This is a genomic window from Candidatus Cloacimonadaceae bacterium (assembly GCA_030693415.1).
Lineage (GTDB): Bacteria > Cloacimonadota > Cloacimonadia > Cloacimonadales > Cloacimonadaceae > JAUYAR01.
Map to the genome: position 1 here is coordinate 1 of JAUYAR010000112.1, position 19,604 is coordinate 19,604.

The following is a 19,604-nucleotide window of genomic DNA, read 5'->3' on the forward strand; positions in this document are numbered from 1 at the left end:
TCATTAACCGAAGCCCACAGTGAATTATGCTGGTCTCTTACATGAGATACCTGTTTTCTGGAGAGCCGTATGCGGGAAAACCGCACGTACGGTTCGGAGGGAGGGGAGCCAGTAATGGATAACTCCCCTACCCCTATCATATTCCGTCCTTCCACCTTTTTCATTAGCTTTGGTGAAATAATCCTTGACAAGTATAGCGTTGCTAAGTAGATTGTCCATGGGTATCGCTCCTCAATACTGAAATATCGGGATCGAACCCAAGGGAGTTGATATGACAACCGGAGAAAGATTAAAATCTATCCGAAAAGGATTGAAGCTCATCCAGCTTGACTTTGCGGAGTGCCTGGGAGTCAAGGCATCGGCGATTTCGCAGATGGAAAACGGACACATCAAGCCATCCCTGGACACTTTATATTTGCTTACAACGAAGTATGGCATCAACCTGCATTGGCTGCTGACCGGCAACGGCGAAATGTATGCCAACGTAATGGACAAAAAGCTCGAGGACACGGCGCAAAGTTTCAGCAAGATCAAGAACTTCCTCACCGACGAGCTGATGAATATCGTCAAAGCCAAGGAAAATGCCCAGGATTCACAGGTTTTTGATATCCCGGTGATGGGAGAAATCGCTGCCGGTCTTCCGGTCGAAACCGGTGACAACATTCTGGATGTGGTCAGCGTCCGTCGGAGCATGATCAACGGCGTGATCGACGACTATATCTCGCTGAGGGTCAATGGACACAGCATGGATCCCTTCGTGATGCACAACGACGTCGTCATCATCCGCAAAAGTCAGGACTGGGGACGTCTGAACGGATTGATCTGCGCAGTGCGCATCGACGGATCCATCACCCTGAAAAAACTGGCGTTGGACGACAAACGCAAGCTCATCATGCTGATGTCCATCAACGAGGAATACAAGCCGATTTTAATCGATCCGAACGAACACGAGGACGTATCGCTGATCGGTTCGCTGCACTATCTCCTGCGCAAATTACAGTAAGTATCGCGCTTAACAGGCACATCAGCTCTCATGCGGTGTTTTCCGGATGAGGCAAAGGAGTATTTGTAATGATTCTGGAAGTATTGATCGCCCTAAATCTGGTTCTGGGCTTGGCGGTTCTGGCGATCGTCATCCGTTCTTTCCGTAAAAAAGAAGGCGGAGACGCGTTTCTGGAACCCTTGAAAGAGCTGTCCGCGCGTGTGGATTCGTTTGAAAGATACCTTAGGGACGACGTTCAGCGCCTGCGCAGCGACCTTTTGGAGATCGGTTCCCAAATCCGGATGGAGATGAGCGCATCGATCTCGCTGCTTTCCAATAACCTGAAAACTGAAAACAAGACCAATCGCGAGGAACAGAGTAAATCCCTTTCCGACCTCAGCGAATCGCTCTCACGCAAGATGCAGGAACTTACATCCACTCAACAGACGCAATCTGACGCTCTCAAGGACTCGCTTGAAAACCGCATGGAACAGATCCGCGCCAATAATGAGACCAAGCTGGAAGAGATGCGCAAAACCGTGGATGAAAAACTGCACGATACCCTGGAAAAACGCCTCGGTGAATCATTCAACCAGGTGAGCGAACGTCTCGAACTCGTGCACCAGGGACTGGGCGAAATGCAGTCTCTCGCCAGGGGCGTGGGTGATCTCAAAAAAGTGCTCACCAACGTCAAAACGAGAGGCGTGATGGGTGAAATGCAGCTCGACAACCTGCTGGAGCAACTCCTTGTCCCGGAACAATATGAACGCAATTTCAAACCCAATCCACGCAGGGACGAGCATGTGGAATTTGCCATACGTCTGCCCGGCAGGGATGAAGACCTGAAATCGGTCTATCTGCCCATTGACGCCAAATTTCCCATCGAGGATTATCACCGCCTCATCGATGCCTATGACAATAGCGATCTGGCAGGCATCGAAGCCGCACGCAAAAGCATGGTGACCCGCATCAAAGGCTGTGCCAGAGACATCCGGGACAAATACCTCAATCCGCCGTTGACGACGGATTTTGCGCTGCTCTTTCTACCCGTGGAAGGTCTCTATGCCGAGGTTTTGCGCAATTCCGGCTTGTTTGAAACCGTTCAACGCGAGTTTCATGTGATCATCGTGGGACCCACTACTATCGCTGCCATCCTCAATTCCCTGCAGATCGGATTTCGCACACTAGCCATCGAAAAACGCAGCAGCGAGGTCTGGAAACTGCTCAGCGCGATCAAGAGCGAATTTGCCAAATTTGGCGTCGTGCTGGAAAAAACGCAGAAAAAGATCCAGGAAGCGGGAAACGTGCTTGAAACAGCCCATCACCGTTCCAAACAGATCGAACGAAAACTGAACCGGGTGCAGGAAATCCCCGTCATCGAAGCCACGCAGATCCTTGATCTGGAAGAGCTTGCTCTTGAAGCTGACGAGGATGTTGATGAATAATCGGATAATTTACCTTGACGTTAAGAGCAGGCTTTTGCACATTGACGACACATTATGATTATGACGGATCCGTATGGATACTGGATCATAGGTGAACAACAGTAAACTTTAGAGGAGAATCAAAAGATGTTTCTAACCGGAAAACAAATGGGTGAGGTATTCCTCAAAGCCAAGCGCGAGCGCTTTGGCATCATTGCTTCCAATGTGGTGTTCGACACCCAGATCCGTGCCATCGTGCAAGGCTATGCCGCGGTCAAATCCGACGGTTTGATGCAAATGAGCGGTGGTGCCTGCAAATATGCCGCCGGCGAATCTCAGGATATCAAGATCGGCGCACAGCTCATCTCCACGATGATCAAAACCTTTTCCAGCCAGTTCAAAAACAGCGGCATCGGTCTGCACATCGATCACGCTACACCAAATTACTTTGATTTCATCGTCTATTGCATCGAAAACAAGCTCGTCACTTCCGTGATGATCGATGCCTCCCAAGAGGATTTGCCGGAAAATATCCGCATCACCAAAGAAGTGGTCGATGTCGCTCACAAACACGGCATCATCGTGGAAGGCGAGATCGGACACATCAAAGGCACGGAAGACGAGATCGTTTCGGACACCGAGCTTTATACCAAGCCGGAAGAGGCACTGGAATTTGTTCTAAAGACAAACGTCGATCTCTTTGCCGCATCGGTGGGCACCAATCATGGTGTCTCAAGGGGCGAAAACATCGTGCTGCGCCTCGATCTGATCAAATCCATCGACGAACTTCTGATCGCCCATAACGTGGAGCGTGGACTCGTTCTCCATGGAGCTTCCGGACTCACGGACGAACAGCAGCGCGTCGCCATCAAAAACGGAGTCGTTAAGATCAACAAAGACACCCACTATCAAATGGACATGGCAACCGCTATTCAGGCTTTTTGGGAAAAGGAAAAATATGCCATCGTCTGCCCGCCGGACGTCGATCCCGCAAGGTATGTGCCGAACAAGAGCAAGTTCGATCCCCGCAAATGGTTGGTCAAGGGTGAAGAAATGATGCAGGACACCGTTATGGGGTTTTGCCGTGTCACCGGAAGCGCGGACAAGAGCATTTTGACATAGTTTATGCTGATAATCAACGATCATTGGAATACCGGCGCAGACGTCTGTCTTTACAATGGAGACTGTCTTGAATTGCTCGCCGGCATACCGGATAACACGATACGGCTTGTAATGACATCCCCGCCATATAATATCGGCAAAGCTTATGAGAAACGCCAGCCTCTGAAAGATTATATTCTATGGCAGGAAGAGGTTATAAAGGAGTGTTGGAGAGTATTGACAAACGATGGCAGCATTTGCTGGCAAGTGGGGAATTTCGTCGATAATGGAGAGATAATACCTTTAGATATAGTTATGTTCCCAATTTTTGAAAAACTTGGCATGAAGCTCAGAAACAGAATTGTCTGGCATTTTGGGCATGGATTACACGCGAGCAAACGTTTCTCGGGACGCTATGAAGTAATTTTGTGGTTCACTAAGTCCGATAAATATGTGTTTAACCTGGATGCCGTCAGAGTGCCTCAGAAATATACCGGCAAAAAGCACTTCAAGGGCGCAAAGAAAGGTGAACTCTCATGTAACCCCTTGGGGAAAAACCCAACTGACATTTGGGACATTCCCAATGTGAAATCAAATCATGTCGAAAAAACTATCCACCCAGCCCAGTTTCCCATAGAATTGGTTGAACGGATGGTTTTAGCATTGACCAACGATGATGATTGGACATTTGATCCTTTCTCTGGGGTTGGAAGCACACAGATAGCTTCGATCATTCATCAGCGCAGGTCTTGCGGAGCAGAGTTATCCAATGAGTATTACCTTGTCGCCTTGGAAAGGATTGCCCTTGCACAGGCTGGAAAGCTGAAGATTAGACCGATGAATAAGCCTGTTTATGATCCATGCCGCCCAATATCGATCCCGCCTTTGAGGGTTAGTACCGGGGGAATCCACGAAAAACAACTTGAGATAGAATTAGAGAATGCAGGATATAAAAAATGAAGATTGTTTATGAATACTCCCATCTCGGTGGTGTTGAGATTATGCAAGTTCGGCATCCTCAAATGTGGGATCAAGTTCGACAGGTGATTACAAGCGTAGAAGCTCGCAGACTGAAGATTAGTAAAGAGAAAACCATGTTAGGACGTGCATTGGTCGATCCCAAAGATATGAATATCCAGTTTAAAACAGGATTCGAAACTTTGGGCTTTCACCAATTAATAGATAAGTACAACATCCAGTTGGAAGGGCGGAAAGAAGTAATCCGCGGATGTTATAAACAGATTGATTTCTCCAAGGACAAAGTCCTGGTCGAAGTGCAATTTGGGAAATACGCATTTATGTTCTACGATATGGCAAAATTCCAGTACTTCTACAATGAAAACAAAGCAGACGTAGGAATCGAAATCGTGCCTTGCCATTCGCTTTACAAATCAATGTCCAGCGGTGTCTCTTATGGGGAACAACTAATAAATGATATCGAAAGACTTAAACGACACTTTCCTGCCGTACCTGTGGCAGTTCTTTTAATAGATGAAAACACAATTGATTAATTAAGGAGATAGACATGAAAAACGTAGCAATCAACGGATTTGGACGCATCGGGCGCCTCGTGTTCCGTGCTATTCTGAAATACCATCCCGAAGTGAACGTGGTCGCCATCAACGACCTCACGGACGCCAAGACCCTGGCATACCTCTTCAAATATGACAGTGTCCACCGGGTGTTTGATGGCGAAGTCAGCCACAGCGAAGATTCGATCATCGTGAACGGCAAAAATATCCGCATCTATTCCGAAAAAGATCCTGAGGCATTGCCGTGGAAGGAACTCGGAGTGGAATACGTGATCGAATCCACCGGCTTTTTCACTTCCAAGGAAAAGGCTTCCAAACATCTCAAAGCAGGTGCCGGGAAAGTGATTCTCACCGCTCCCGCAAAGGATGAAGTGGACGCCACCATCGTGATGGGCGTCAATCACAAAAGCCTGAAAGCGACAGACAAAATTGTCTCAAACGCTTCATGCACAACCAATTGCCTCGCCCCCGTGGCAAAGGTGCTGCATGATAAATATGGCATCGCCCGCGGGCTCATGACCACCATCCATTCTTATACGAACGACCAGCGCATCCTCGATCAACCGCACAGCGATCTGCGCCGTGCCAGAGCTGCCGCCATGAGCATGATTCCCACCAGCACGGGTGCCGCCAAAGCAATCGGATTGGTGATCCCGGAATTGAAAGGCAAGCTCGATGGATGCGCAATCCGAGTTCCAACCCCGGACGGTTCTTTGGTCGATCTGTGCGTCACTTTGGAAAAAGCAGCCGGCAAGGACGAAATCAATGCCGCCATGAAAGAAGCCTCCGAAACATATCTTAAAGGCTATCTGATGTATTCGGACGACCCCCTCGTCTCCATCGATATCGTCGGCAATCCATATTCCTCAGTTTATGATTCCCAATTCACCTATGTCAAAGACAACATGGTCAAGATCTTCAGTTGGTATGACAACGAGTGGGGTTATTCCTGCCGCGTGGTGGATCTGTTAGTTTATATGAGTAAGCTGTGAACATGGATCAGTGATCGGTTTCCCAATGTAGCGCAGCATGCCGATGCTGCGAAGCCGTGAGACCCTTTCGTTTACGCAGGAATGGCATCCTGCGCTTCAAGCTGATCGTCTCAAGGTAAACACATCTCGCCTCTGAAACTATTATATTGACGAAAAAAGCATCGTCAGGCATTTGGAACGGAATGTGTATAAAATAGATAGGCGTTTGGGGCTTTGCGCCCGGCGCCTTCGCCAGATATTCGCACATGCTTGATAGATAAGGAGTTTATTATGTTGCAAGGATCATTCGTAGCCTTGGTCACGCCCTTCAAAAACGACGAAGTGGACTATTCCGCGTTGGAAGGATTGATTCAATTTCACTTGGATAACGGCACTCACGGCATTTTGCTTTTGGGCACGACTGCCGAAACCGCAGGTTTGGCTTCCGACGAAAAGGACGCGCTCTTGCGTTTTGCCCTGCAAAAGATCAATCACCGGGTGCCGGTGATGATCGGCACCGGAACAAACAACCTGCATCAAACCCTTACGCAGACCAAAAAAGCGAAGGAATTGGCGGCGGATTTTGCCTTGGTGATCACGCCCTATTACATCAAGCCCACTCAAAACGGGATGTATGAATATTTCAAGACCATCGCTCAAAAGACGGATATCCCGATCGTGATCTACAATGTGCCGGGACGCACCGGAGTATCGATATCCGCAGCTACAACAATCAAGCTGGCACATGAATGCCCCAATATCATCGGCATCAAGGAAGCCAGCGGAAATCTCGTGCAAGCCACGGAGATCATTCGGGACGCGCCAAAAGGCTTTTCACTGATGAGCGGAGAGGACGCTTTGAATCTTCCGTTGATGGCAATCGGCGCCAAAGGATGCATCTCGGTGACCGCAAACGTCGTTCCAAAACTGATGAGCGAACACATCCAAAGCTGCCTCGATGGCGATTTTGCCACTGCCGCGCTCCAGCACCAAAAACTGCTCAAAATGAATAACGTGATGTTCATCGAGACCAATCCCATCCCCGCGAAGGAAGCTTTGCATATAATGGGCTATATCTGTCTCGAATTTCGCCTGCCCATCTGCCCGCTCATGGAGTCCAACCGTGAGATACTCCGCAACACCCTGAAGGAATACAAGTTAATCTAAGAATTACAGGAGATAGAATCATGAAAAAACGAGCTGCTACCCACGGCTTCGTCCTGCAGCGAACTCGGAAAATTGACGAGATCAAAAGCACCGCCCACGTCTATATTCACGAAAAGAGTGGCGCGGAGCTGATCCATCTGGCATGCGAAGATACAAATAAAGTGTTTTGCATCGCTTTCAAGACCATTCCTGAGGACGATACCGGCTGTCCGCACATACTCGAACACTCAGTTTTGAACGGATCGCAGAAGTTCCCCGCAAAATCCACTTTCATGGAACTGATCAAGGGCAGTTTGCACACCTTCATCAATGCCATGACGGCATCCGACATGACTCTCTATCCGGTTGCCAGCACCAACGATAAAGACTTTATGAACCTGATGAACGTCTATCTGGATGCGGTGCTCTTTCCGCTCATTTATAAACACCCGGAAATCCTGCACCAGGAAGGCTGGCACTATGAAATGACCGGTGAAACGGACGCGCTCAAGATCCGCGGCATCGTCTATAATGAGATGAAAGGCGCGTTCTCAAGCCCGGACAGCATCGTCATGCGCAGATGCCAGCAAGAGCAGTTTCCGGACAACGCCTATGGCTTTGAAAGCGGCGGGGATCCTGAATCCATACCGGAATTGACCTATGAGAAGTTCCTCGATTTTCACCGCAAATACTACCATCCTTCCAATTCCCGCATCTTCCTCTATGGGGATATGGATATAGAAAGCTCTCTGAAACTGATCAATGATGATTATTTGAGCAAATTTGACCGCGACGAGACGGTGATCGAAGTGCCCCTGCAGGCGCCTTTTAAGAAAGCAAAAAAACTGGAATTGGAATATCCCATCGACGAGCACGAAGACCCCGCGGGACGGTGCTATCTCACGCTGCTTTATACCTTTGGCGAGATCACGAACGTGGAGGAAAGCGCCGCTTTGGGCATTCTTGCCGGGATTTTGATGCAAAGTGCGGCTTCGCCTTTGAAACGCGCCATCATGCAATCCGGATTGGCAAAGGATTCCACTGCCACAGCCGAAACCGATCTGCGCCAACCGTCGCTTTATATCGTCTGCAAACAGGTCAAAAAGGAAGACGTCGAAACGCTCACGACCCTGATCAACAACGAGCTCAAACGTCTCGTCAAAGACGGGATCGACAAGAAACTCATCGAAGCGGTCTTGAACATGCAGGAATTCTTTCTCCGCGAAGCACAGATGCAAAACTTTCCCAAGGGTTTGTATTATGCCTGGACCTCCTACGCGCTTTGGATGCACGGCGGCGATCCTTTGGACGCCATTGGTTTCGAACCGCTATTCGCCAAGCTGCGCAAAGGACTCACCGAGCCCTATTATGAAAAGCTCATCGAAAAAGCCCTGCTTAAAAACAAGCATTCCTCAGTAATAACCTTCGTCCCCGTGCCGGGACTCGTTGCCAAACAGGAAGCCGAGACGCGTGCCAAGCTTGATGCCATACAAGAAAAGATGAGCAAAGAACAGATCCGCGATCTGGTGGAATTCAACCAACAGCTGCATCAGTGGCAAAATGCGGAAGACAGCCCCACCGACATCGAAAAGATCCCCGTTCTCGCGCTTAAAGACATCAATCCGCAGGCGCAAGCCCTTCCCACCGAGCTGGAAACCTGGAAGGAATTCACGCTGCTCAAACATCCCGTCAGCGCCAACGGCATCGTCTATATGAAAGTCTATTTCGATCTATCTCACGCCGAGGAGGAAGATCTCCCCTGGCTGGCGATGTATTCATATCTGGTCAATTTCGTGGACAGCAAGGGTATGGATTATGCCACCCGCTCAAATGAAATCTACATCCATACCGGCGGCATCGGCATGCGTCTGAGCTTACTTAATGGCTATCAGGATCCGGCTCAGATCTTGCCAAAAATGCTCGTTTCCGGCAAAGCGGTGGTCTCCAAAGTGGACAAACTCACCGAGCTCGCTGCCGAATACGCGCTCAAGCCCGTCTTTGAAGACAAAGCCCGCCTGGCGACCCTGATCCGCGAACTCAAGACCCGCATGGAAGCACGGATGATGTCCGCCGGTATTTCAGTGGCGATCAACCGTATGTTCAGTCCCTTCTCGCAGATTCATCGCTATAGCGACATGGTCGGTGGTTTGGCATATTATCACTTTCTCTGCGACCTCGAAAAACGCATTCTGATCGACATGGATGCCATAGTGGAAGAGCTTGAATGGGTTCGCGAGACCTTCTTCACGCAGAATAACCTCATCATCAGTCTCACCGCCACTCCCGAAGATCTCGAGGAAGCCTCCGAACACCTGGCTCCGATGGTTGAAAGTATTTCTGCGGAAGCCTATGAAAAAGCGGAAAACCACTTCATCACCAGGGATTTCAACGAAGGCATCTACGCTCCGGTCAAGATTCAGTTCTGTGTCAAGGGTGGAGACTTCTTCCGCAAAGGCTATTCCTATTCCGGCAAGATGCGCGTGCTCAACAATATCCTGAGCAACGAGTATCTTTATAAACAGATCCGCGTCAACGGAGGCGCCTACGGTGCGATGTCCAATTTCACCACTTCGGGACATCAATACTTTGCCTCATACCGCGATCCAAACCTGCGCGAGAGCTTGGACGTCTTTGACACTGTGCCCCAGTATCTGCGTGGATTTCAATGCAGCCAGAGGGATATGGATAAATATATCATCGGCGACATCTCGAATCTGGATTATCCCAAGACCCCGGAATCAATCGGAGCCGCGGCGGATGATGATTATCTCACCGGATTCACTCATGAAGACCGGCAACAGATACGCGACGAAGTGCTTTCCACCAAGATAGAAGACATCCGCGCTTATGCAGATATGATCGAAGCAATCATGACCAAGCATCACTGTTGTGTATTTGGCAACGAAGCAATAGTGAAGGAAGCTGCGGAACTCTTCGACGTGCTCACACCAGTCTTTAAACAGGATAAATGAAGCAAAAAGATAAAAAGAAAAGAACCCGATACACCGGTAGGCTGAGAGCTATCAGCCTGCCGGATCTCGACATCCTCGATGACGAGCGGGAGAAAAGCGAATATAAGACCCTACGCGCCGCCCACAAACAGCAAAAGAGTTTCAAAAGCGGCATGGAACTCCTGCATGGACGCATCACCGAGATCATGAGCAACTACCTTTATGTCGTGGAGGCTGGGGGAACCTATTACAACGCTTCGCTTTGCGGGCGCATGAAGCAGTTCATCTATGGCAGTCAAGCGCTCTCAGCGGTGGGGGATTATGTTCAGCTCGATATCTCCCACGCGCCCAACCATCGCATCGAAAACATCCTGCCTCGCAAAAACACACTTTCCCGATTCACCGGAGGCTCATTCCAAAAGGAGATCATCCTCGCCGCGAACATCGATCAGGTGATCATCACCGTTTCCTGGAGAATGCCGATGATCAAACCGGGATTGATCGACCGCTATCTCTGCATCGCCGCGCTGCAAAACATCTCACCCGTCATCGTCATCAACAAGATCGACCTCTGCGAGGATCACGAGGAACTGGAAGAAACCATCTCCTACTACCGGCAGATCGGCATTCCCATCCTCTGCACTTCGATCATCAGCGGCGAGGGTATGGAAGAGCTCCGGAGCCTGGTCAAAGACCGCGATTCCGTGTTCTCCGGTCAATCCGGCACGGGTAAAAGCTCATTGATCAACTGGTTGCAGCCTGGTTTGAATCTCCTCACCGCCGAAGTGAGCGACTATAACGAAAAGGGCAGGCACACCACCACTCAGGCAATCTTGATCCCCTGGAGCTTCGGAGGACACCTTTTGGACACCCCCGGCATCAAGACGGTGAACCTCCACAGTGAAGACAAGGCATTGATCCCCAAGGTCTTCCCCGGTTTCGACACCATAGCCCTAAACTGCCGGTTTCGCGATTGCAGCCACACTTGCGAAGAAGACTGCGCTGTGCTGCAAGCTCTCGAAGCGGACATTATTCCCATCGAGCGTTATGACACCTACCTGCGCATCCTGAGTTCGCTATAAAGGTCTGTTATGAAAAACTTTGCCATCTTCATCAACCCTGCCTACCCTGACCTGAGCAGCATCTTCGACCTGTTGAACAAACTGCGCGAAGAATATCACATCACGTTTTATGCCACGCCACAGCAACGCGACATCATCCCGGAACCGATCAAAATCTGCGATCCTGACGATAAAAACCTCCCCCGCATCGACTGCATCCTCGTTTTCGGCGGAGATGGCAGCATCCTGCGTGCCAAGGACTTGGCACTGAAAACCAAGGCTCCGATCCTGGGCATCAACCTCGGCTATCTGGGTTTCCTCTCCGAAACGTCGCTTACGGAGATCAAAGCCTCTATCGAGAATCTTATCGGCAAAAAATACCGCCTCCTATCCCGAATGCTGCTCAACTGCCATTTGAGGCGGGGTGGCGCGATTATCTATACCGGGCTCGCGCTGAACGACGTGGTGGTCTATAAAGCTGAAACTCCACGCCTGATCCATGTGCGGATCTTCAACCACGGCAGATTCGTCTTTGACACACGCTGCGATGGAGTGATCGCCAGCACGCCAACCGGCTCCACGGCATATTCTCTTTCCGCGGGTGGACCGATTCTTTCTCCGGAAATGCAGGCGATCGTGCTTTGCCCCCTGAATCCTCATCTGCTCAGCATGCGTCCGATGGTCTTTCCCGCCAGGGACCAGATTATGTTGCGCGTGCACGGACTATGCCAACCCGCCTGGCTGCAGATTGACGGAGTAAACACCATCCCCATCGAGGAAAACGACGAAGTGATGATCAGCGCCGCCAAACAGAGCGTATCATTCATCAAACTTTCAAACCGCACCTTCTATCAGATCCTGCGCAAGAAACTCCATCTGGGAAAGTGATGCTGACCGAGATATTTATCCAAAACTACCTATTCGTGCCGGAACAACGCCTTTCCTTCGGCAAAGGAATGACCGTCCTGAGCGGTGAAACCGGTGCCGGAAAATCCATCCTCGTGGGTTCTATCTCGCTGATCTTCGCGGAAAACTCACCCTCGCTGGAAGCTTTCGATCCTGCAAAACCCATCTATCTGGAAGCCTGTTTCGACATCTCCGCCAACCCCGAAGTAAAGGAAAAACTCGCCGAATTCGGCTATGAAATCGATGACGAACTCACTCTCGCCCGCGAAACCGGCATCAGCGGCAAATCTTCCTATTTTCTGAATGGCAGAAAGGTCTCCGCGACGATCATGAAAGAGCTGAAGCCGCTGATGATAGATTTTCACCACCAACGCGAGCAGCAGCGTCTGCTCTCACCCCAATACCAGCTTGAACTATTGGACATCTATGCCGCAGTGGATGTAGAGAAAGCGGAATTTGCCCGTCTTTACAAAGGACTTAAATCCCACCTCAAAGAGCTGGAAAACCTACGCCGCGCCGAGGAGCTAAACCGTCAGTTCATCGAGCTCTATCACTATCAATATGAAGAACTTGAGAAAGCCGGACTGCGCGTGGACGAAGATCGCGAATTGCAGCAGGAATTTGAGCTGCTCTCACACGCCAAGGAGATCGACGAAGCGGCGTCCTCCATCGCCCAAAACCTTTTTGAACGCGAGGACAGCGCTTTCGACATGATCAACCGTGCCGCCTCAGAGTTATCCAGATTTGCCGCTCTGAACGAAAACATCGCACAAGTAAAGCAAAGCCTCTCCGACTGCCTTGAAATCCTCTCGGACAGCTCTTCCGCGTTAGCCAAGCTTTCCGAAAACATCGTCCAGGACCCGCAGCGCCTGCTACACATCCAAAACCGCCTGGACACGATCAACAATCTCGTCTATAAACACAAGGCACACAGCATCAAGGAACTGATCTCTCTCTTCGAAGAACGCATGCGGCAGATCGATACCTTTGCCGATCTGAACGAAAACATCGCTGCCCTCGAAGTCCTACTGGAAAAGGACTTTCTCACATTGCGCGAAGCTGGAGAAAACTTGAGCGAGCTAAGACGCTCCGCGGCAATAGCTTTGAGCCGTGTATTGCAGGAAAACATCGCCCGGCTCTCCATCCCCGACGCAGTTTTTGAGATTAGGATTGACAAAAAAACGGATTCCAAATTACTAATGCACGAATATCTTGCCGCAACCACGGATAGCGGAATCGATGGCTGTGTATATAATTTCAGCGCCAATCAAGGCGCACAGCTTAAATCTCTGGCAGCGGTTGCTTCCGGCGGTGAGCTATCGCGCATTCTGCTGGCGATCAAGAAAGTGTTGGCGGAGCGGATCCCTGAAAAGCTGATCATCCTGGATGAGATCGATGCCGGCATCGGTGGTAAAACTGCAGAAGCCGTGGCGGAATTTATCTTTCGCCTGGCGACCAGCCATCGGATCATGTGCATCACCCACCTGGCACAGATAGCCGCCATCGCGCATCAGCAGGTAGCGCTCAAGAAACATAGCGGCGGCGGAAAAACGCGGATCGACATGATGGTCTTGGACGAGCAAAGCCGGACGGCGGAGATCGCCAGAATGCTTTCCGGATCAGTATCCGAGACTGCCGTCAAGCATGCTGAAGAATTGATTTTAAAATATAAACTGTGAGGAAAGAGTGAACAAAAAAACAAAAGCCAGAGCCCAGGGGGTGGCGATTTTCATCGTCTTTCTCGCCATCGCAACCACCATCTTTCAGGTTCAAAGAACCCGGGAAAAAGGGTCTGTCGGTTATAATTTCCAGCCCTTCAATGCCGAATTCCACAGCCTCAAATGGTTGAACAAAGCTGCATTTTCCATGAGCAGCCATAACACCAAAAAGACAATGGATGAATTGGATCAATTGGTAAAAAACTCCGCGATCACCACCCTCCGCAAAGAAAAACATGGCGCTTTCGGAGTCTATACCTTCAGCGTCAAGAATACCGCTTTTGAAGAAGTTAGCAAGCAACTGCGCGGTATCGGCAATCTCCTCAGCACCAGCGAAAGCATTGATACTTCATTGATCAATATCAATCTTGAGGCTGAGACAGCCAATCTGGCTTCCCATGAGAAGGATCTGGAGGAACTGGACAAGATCCGCGTCCCCACCGATCCCGAAATACGCCGTAAGGAATCCCTTCGCCGCATGAGGGATAAGACCAAGATCAGGCTGGAAAACCTGAAAAATATGGAAACTTATCTGCTGTTTGTGACCATCAAACCCGCTGTCAAGGGCTCCGGAACCATCGATGTCATAAAGTTTATGATTATCACATTTTTGACGTGGCTTGGCATCTATTTCGTCGGCTTGATCCTGGTCTATTTCGGCACACGCCTTTTGATGTATCTACTGGGCATGATGGGAATTAAGGGTCTCGGCATGAGCGGCGTCGGCGGTTCTTACTCCTATGGCGGATATACCGGTTATGGACAAAAATATTCTTCAAAATATGGCTATGACCGCCCCAGCAAACGCAAGATCAAGCGCATCTATAAAGACAAGAAATCCGAATCCGAGACGGAAGAATCGGACAAAAGCTGATCCCTACAAGGAGGAATCATGGCGATCAACCTTGCCGCCTGGCACATCTGGATGATCATCGGCATCGCCTTTGTCATCATTGAGATCTTTGACCCCGCTTTTTTCTTTATCTCATTGGGCATCGGAGGGATTGCCACAGCCCTGATCTGCCTCATGCCCTTCGTGGCAAATAGCGTTCCGCTGCAGATATTTATCTTTGCCGTCGTCAGTTTCATCGCTTTTCTCTTTATGCGCAAGCTCGGAAGGAAGGTGCTCTCCCACCCCGGGGGCGAGACCAACGTCTTTGCCCTCAAGGGCAAAACGGCTTTTGTCACCACGGACATCCCAATCGATGGCAAAGGACACGCCAAGGTTGGCGGCGAAGAATGGGTGGCGGTTGATGCCGATAATACCCATCTCGAACCCGGCACCAAAGTGATCATCCAAAACATCGAAGGAAACAAGCTTATCGTCCGCAAAGAATAGAGCTAAACCTCTCATATCCCCCGCCGATTAACGATTTCACTATGCCCGAAGGCTTTTCCGTGAAGCCGCGGGCTTTTTTCCCCCCTTGGGGTGAGTAATACTGAAGCTTAGTCCATTGCTCTTATATGCCTGCAGAATATGTGCTTACCGATGATAGCAACTTGTCCTTCCCCCTTAGCATTACGGAGTCAATACGGACTTAGTCCGTAATGAGTCCGTATTGATTCCGTAATGCTAAGGGGGAGGCGGATTTTTGAAGTGCGAGCGGATGAACTAATGAACGATAGAAACCGAAGGGACACTAAGCGGAAAACAATAGGAAAATGAAGGAGGAATCAAGCATATATTATTCGGAAAACAGAGATGGGCTTTGATCTGATCTGAGCCGCTATTTGATCACGATCTTGGCAAATTTGGTGGTGATATCTCCGTTTTTTAGGTTCTTTTTCCAGTGGGCGCGCAGGCGCAACTCGCTAACTAACGTAGCGTTTCCGCAGAGGACATAGGCTTCGCTGTGAGGGCATTTTTGTTTGAGAAAATCCCCCAATTCGTTATAGAGCAAGCCGATGGATTTCGTTTCTCCGATGCGCACGCCATAGGGCGGATTGGTGATAATCACGTGATTTGGATGTTCCGGCAAGGATTGGAAAGGGCTTTGGCGCAATTCCACCAACCGTCCGTGGGGCAGGGAATTCAGGTTTTCCCTCGCGATTTCGATGTTGATTTCGTCGATGTCTGATCCTTTGATCATCCCCGTTTCGGGGATTTGGATGGCGCCGTCCGCCTCACGTTTCACTTTTTGCCACAAAAGAGGGTCAAAATGCGGCAAAAACCGCAGCGCTCCCTCGCCTCTCAGATAGGCGGCGGGGATTTTGCACAGGTGCATCAAGGCTTCGCAAAGGATCGTTCCGGAGCCGCACATGGGGTCAAGCAGCGGTTTTTCGCCGTTCCAACCGGAAAGTCTGATCAATCCTGCCGCCAAGGTTTCCTGCAAAGGGGCGTCGGCGGCGGCTTTTCGATAGCCGCGTTTGTGCATGCTGATCCCCGCGAGGTCGAGGTAGATATTGGCAAAGTTCTCGTGGATATGGAGGTTGAAAAGGATGTCCGGCGCGGAGGAAGAAAAATCCGGACGCGCCTGAAACTTGTCTCTGAAGCTGTCACAGATCGCGTCTTTGAGGATCTGTCCGGCATAGAGCGAATGCTTTATCTGGCTGGCGCTTACGTTGCTTTCGATGGCAAACTTTTGGCTCAGGTCAAAAAGCCCCGTCCAATCGATCCGTTCCCGTGCCAGCTTATATAAATACTTATCGCTATGACAGTTGAAGCTGATCAATGGAGCTAACACCCTCTGCGCCAGCCTCGAACAATATAGCACGCGATAGAGAGTCTCGGAATCGCACTGAAAACGGACGCCCCGCGGGACTTCGCCGAGGACTTCCGCGCCCAACTCGCCAAGCTCCTGCGCGGCATGCTTTTCCAAAGTTCCCGCGACCTGCGCGAAATACTTTTGATGTTTTTGATACTCGTAGTTTTCCATGACCGGCAGGATCAGGAAAAGCGGCTATCTGTCAAGAGATTTCGCTGCCAAACCTGAATACCTGTCTCATTTCAGCACCGGTTCATTATTGAAAAACCAAAAATACCTTGACAAATGCCTTTGCTGTCAAGACTGTGATCGTCAATTGAATGAATTATTAAAGGAGTAATTGTGCAATCTCAATTAGATTTATTCATACCAACACCTGATCATGATTATGATATAGAAGAAAATCCACTATACTTATCAACCCAACTCCTTACCTATATCGGTAACAAAAGGAGTTTGCTCGGGTTTATCGGTCAAGGGGTTGCCATGGTTCAGAACAGGCTGAATAAAAAGAAGTTGAGAACATTTGATGTCTTTTCTGGGTCTGGTATAGTTGCTAGGTTTCTGAAACAATTTTCCAGCATGATGTATGTTAGTGACCTGGAGAAATACTCTTATGTAATCAATGAGTGCTACCTTACCAATAATGCTGACTTTAATTCTCTTCTTTACGACAGTATTTTTCGGGAGATAAAATGGAACATTGAAGAACATGGCTTACGAGAGGGGTTGATAAGAAAGCTATATTCACCCCAAGATGATAAAATGATAGTAGCTTCCGACAGAGTATTTTACACAAATAGAAATGCCATGTATATTGACACCGTGCGTTCATACATAGAGGATGTTCCACCAGAAATGAAGAAGTTTTTATTAGCTCCACTCTTGGCAGATGCGTCAGTTCACAGCAATACATCTGGAGTCTTTAAAGGATTCTACAAGGATTCTGAGACAGGAGTAGGCCAGTTTGGCGGCACTAATCAGGACGCTCTGAAGAGGATATTGGGTAATATTGAACTGAAAAAACCCGTACTAAGCAACTTTGAATGTGATTATCTGGTTTTTCAAGAAGATTCTAACAAGATAATCAATGAACTCGAGGAGGTCGATTTAGCCTATATTGATCCACCCTATAATCAACATCCTTATGGGTCAAATTACTTTATGCTTAATCTGATTGTAGATTATAAAGAACCACAAGAGGTTAGCAAGGTGTCCGGCATTCCTAACACCTGGAATAAATCTCTTTACAACAAAAAACGGAGCTCATTTGCTGCATTTAGACAATTGATCGAGGATGTCCGGGCGAAGTACATACTGATTTCATTTAACTCGGAAGGTTTTATCAGTCTGGATATGATGACAGAATTGCTGAATGGTATCGGCAAACTTACGGTTTTAGAAACAAAATACAATACCTTTCGCGGCTGCAGAAACCTTCATAATAGGGAAAAGCATGTGAAAGAGTATTTATACTTATTGGAGAAATAATGAGCGATAAGCACAGACTCAGAAAAACCAGAGAGAGCACTGTAATCAACACGACATCCAAGAAGCAAGAGACAGACCTAACCAAGGCTTTAGAAAGAGTATTAACCGATCTGCGGGACAAATATTAGATTCGCATTGTTCACTCCAATAATTGGTATTTACGAGACATAGTTGCTGTATTAAGAGAGAGATATCCGGAAGTTGAATGGTACAATAAATTTGACTCCTCAAACATGAAACCAGATGGTGGTATTGTGTTTATCAAAGATAACGATGATAAGAGTTACCCCATATTGATATCGGAAGCCAAAAATCAGGGAACTAATGATTTGCGGGCTGAGGAAGGATTGAAAAAACAGGCTCATGGAAATGCAGTTGAAAGATTAGGGAAAAATGTGATTGGTTTCAAAACAGCGGTGATGTTTGAGTCGATATTCCCTTTTGTCTGCTTTGGTTATGGTTGTGATTTTGCCGATGGTTGCAGCATTATTGATCGAGTAGTTACAATTGCCATGTTTTCAGAGTTAAATGTTGTAAGATTACATAATGAAGGCGCAAGCCAGCAGGTTAATCGTGGCAGCTTTTTCTTCCGCAAGGAAAAATGGTCAGAGACCGAAATGTACAATATCATGTTTGATATTGCAGACAGGAGCATATTGTATTACTTTTCCAAATATAAACAGGAGAACTTTGTCACCCAATAGAGCAAGAACATCTTCATGCTACCGGTTTTTTTGAAAAACACCTAATGTGTCTGGGATTCTTTTTGGCAACCTAGTGTCAACTATATTAGGACTTGACAAGAACTGAATTTGGACGCTGTCCTTGGTATGCAGTGCTCCTGAGCAGCATTGGGTTCCAAAGAACTAAATCAAACATAACCCGCAAGATAGACCGATTTGGCACAGATTGTGCTTGACATGAGTATCTATCGGTAAAGCTTGACCGAAAGGATATTGAAGGGAGGATATTATGTCCAAGTTCTTTTATTATACTGCGTTGCTGCTCGCAGTGATCGTGTTGAGCGCTTGCGAATCCGGAGGTAAATTCCGGGTCGTCAACCAGACTTCATATCCGGTTTATGTTAGAGTGGGGGATTTTCCCGAAGTGACCATCCCAAGCGATTCCGAGCACCTTTTTGACCTTGAAACTGGAAACCAGAGCTTCTTCACCGGCACGGTCGAGGAAACTGTCCCCGTGCGTATAATAGGCGAAACTTACAGTCTGGAGGACGGTATCGAGGGTGTCTGGACAGACAGCACATGGGTTAAAATTGCCGTCGGAAAGACCACCAACGCCTATCTCGCACCAAACCGCGCCTGCATCAAGATCGTCAATGCCAGCACCCAAAACATCGTCTCCGCCTTGATCTACCGGCACAATTTCATCTCCGCATCGCACATTGCCACTTTGCAAAATATCGCACCCGGAGAATTTCAGTTTCTGAGGGTGAATTATGCCACGGCAAACAGCAATTTCTATTATTATGTGAGCTTGCAATTGGCGGATGGAAACACCTATCAATATGGCGGAGAGAGCACGATCCTGCTCAAAGACCAGCAGTTTTTGATTACGTTGACCGATCCTCAATAGGGCAAAAATGAGCTTTGTTCAGA

The 19,604-nt window shown here is 48.7% G+C and carries 18 protein-coding genes; 17 read left to right on the forward strand and 1 reads right to left on the reverse strand.

Annotated elements, in window-relative coordinates:
• Positions 1–271 precede the first annotated feature (271 nt).
• From Q8M98_06835 to Q8M98_06895, 13 genes are all read left to right on the forward strand, one after another.
• The gene (locus Q8M98_06835) at positions 272–1,003 is read left to right on the forward strand and encodes an XRE family transcriptional regulator (protein ID MDP3114475.1); all 732 of its coding nucleotides are present in this window, start codon (positions 272–274) and stop codon (positions 1,001–1,003) included.
• Between the two features lie 68 nt (positions 1,004–1,071).
• Positions 1,072–2,427, forward strand: coding sequence for a DNA recombination protein RmuC (locus tag Q8M98_06840; GenBank protein MDP3114476.1), 1,356 nt, complete (start codon positions 1,072–1,074; stop codon positions 2,425–2,427).
• Positions 2,428–2,553: 126 nt separating this feature from the next.
• The gene (locus Q8M98_06845) at positions 2,554–3,528 is read left to right on the forward strand and encodes a class II fructose-bisphosphate aldolase (GenBank protein ID MDP3114477.1); all 975 of its coding nucleotides are present in this window, start codon (positions 2,554–2,556) and stop codon (positions 3,526–3,528) included.
• Positions 3,529–3,531: 3 nt separating this feature from the next.
• Complete coding sequence (locus tag Q8M98_06850) at positions 3,532–4,467, forward strand: site-specific DNA-methyltransferase (protein MDP3114478.1); 936 nt, start codon at positions 3,532–3,534, stop codon at positions 4,465–4,467.
• Positions 4,464–5,018: a BglII/BstYI family type II restriction endonuclease gene (locus Q8M98_06855; protein MDP3114479.1), complete on the forward strand. Its 555-nt coding sequence runs from the start codon at positions 4,464–4,466 to the stop codon at positions 5,016–5,018. Before Q8M98_06850 ends, Q8M98_06855 begins: the two co-directional genes overlap by 4 nt.
• Before the next feature lie 14 nt (positions 5,019–5,032).
• Positions 5,033–6,031, forward strand: coding sequence for a type I glyceraldehyde-3-phosphate dehydrogenase (gene gap, locus Q8M98_06860; GenBank protein ID MDP3114480.1), 999 nt, complete (start codon positions 5,033–5,035; stop codon positions 6,029–6,031).
• A gap of 270 nt (positions 6,032–6,301) precedes the next feature.
• A complete protein-coding gene (gene dapA, locus Q8M98_06865) occupies positions 6,302–7,177 on the forward strand; it encodes a 4-hydroxy-tetrahydrodipicolinate synthase (protein MDP3114481.1) in 876 nt (291 codons plus the stop codon).
• 20 nt (positions 7,178–7,197) lie between these two features.
• Positions 7,198–10,128 carry an insulinase family protein gene (locus Q8M98_06870; protein ID MDP3114482.1) on the forward strand — a complete coding sequence of 977 codons (2,931 nt, stop codon included), beginning with the start codon at positions 7,198–7,200 and terminating at the stop codon, positions 10,126–10,128.
• Positions 10,125–11,189: a ribosome small subunit-dependent GTPase A gene (gene rsgA / locus Q8M98_06875; GenBank protein MDP3114483.1), complete on the forward strand. Its 1,065-nt coding sequence runs from the start codon at positions 10,125–10,127 to the stop codon at positions 11,187–11,189. Before Q8M98_06870 ends, rsgA begins: the two co-directional genes overlap by 4 nt.
• 9 nt (positions 11,190–11,198) lie before the next feature.
• Positions 11,199–12,056: an NAD(+)/NADH kinase gene (locus Q8M98_06880; protein MDP3114484.1), complete on the forward strand. Its 858-nt coding sequence runs from the start codon at positions 11,199–11,201 to the stop codon at positions 12,054–12,056.
• Positions 12,056–13,753 carry a DNA repair protein RecN gene (locus Q8M98_06885; protein ID MDP3114485.1) on the forward strand — a complete coding sequence of 566 codons (1,698 nt, stop codon included), beginning with the start codon at positions 12,056–12,058 and terminating at the stop codon, positions 13,751–13,753. Before Q8M98_06880 ends, Q8M98_06885 begins: the two co-directional genes overlap by 1 nt.
• Before the next feature lie 7 nt (positions 13,754–13,760).
• Complete coding sequence (locus Q8M98_06890; protein MDP3114486.1) at positions 13,761–14,666, forward strand: hypothetical protein; 906 nt, start codon at positions 13,761–13,763, stop codon at positions 14,664–14,666.
• 18 nt (positions 14,667–14,684) lie between these two features.
• Complete coding sequence (locus tag Q8M98_06895) at positions 14,685–15,131, forward strand: NfeD family protein (protein ID MDP3114487.1); 447 nt, start codon at positions 14,685–14,687, stop codon at positions 15,129–15,131.
• 388 nt (positions 15,132–15,519) lie between these two features.
• Here Q8M98_06895 and Q8M98_06900 read toward each other — a convergent pair whose 3' ends face one another.
• On the reverse strand, positions 15,520–16,668 hold the full coding sequence (locus tag Q8M98_06900; GenBank protein ID MDP3114488.1) for a THUMP domain-containing protein: 1,149 nt from the start codon (positions 16,666–16,668) through the stop codon (positions 15,520–15,522).
• A 171-nt stretch (positions 16,669–16,839) separates the two neighbouring features.
• On the opposite strand from Q8M98_06900, the gene Q8M98_06905 reads away from it, so the two are divergent.
• The 4 genes from Q8M98_06905 (at position 16,840) to Q8M98_06920 (ending at position 19,581) form a co-directional block, all read left to right on the forward strand.
• The gene (locus tag Q8M98_06905; protein ID MDP3114489.1) at positions 16,840–17,988 is read left to right on the forward strand and encodes a DNA adenine methylase; all 1,149 of its coding nucleotides are present in this window, start codon (positions 16,840–16,842) and stop codon (positions 17,986–17,988) included.
• Positions 17,988–18,116, forward strand: coding sequence for a hypothetical protein (locus Q8M98_06910; protein ID MDP3114490.1), 129 nt, complete (start codon positions 17,988–17,990; stop codon positions 18,114–18,116). Before Q8M98_06905 ends, Q8M98_06910 begins: the two co-directional genes overlap by 1 nt.
• A gap of 105 nt (positions 18,117–18,221) precedes the next feature.
• Entirely contained in the window at positions 18,222–18,692 is a 471-nt protein-coding gene (locus tag Q8M98_06915; protein ID MDP3114491.1) for an EcoRI family type II restriction endonuclease, read from the forward strand.
• A gap of 268 nt (positions 18,693–18,960) precedes the next feature.
• A complete protein-coding gene (locus Q8M98_06920) occupies positions 18,961–19,581 on the forward strand; it encodes a hypothetical protein (GenBank protein ID MDP3114492.1) in 621 nt (206 codons plus the stop codon).
• Positions 19,582–19,604 lie beyond the last annotated feature (23 nt).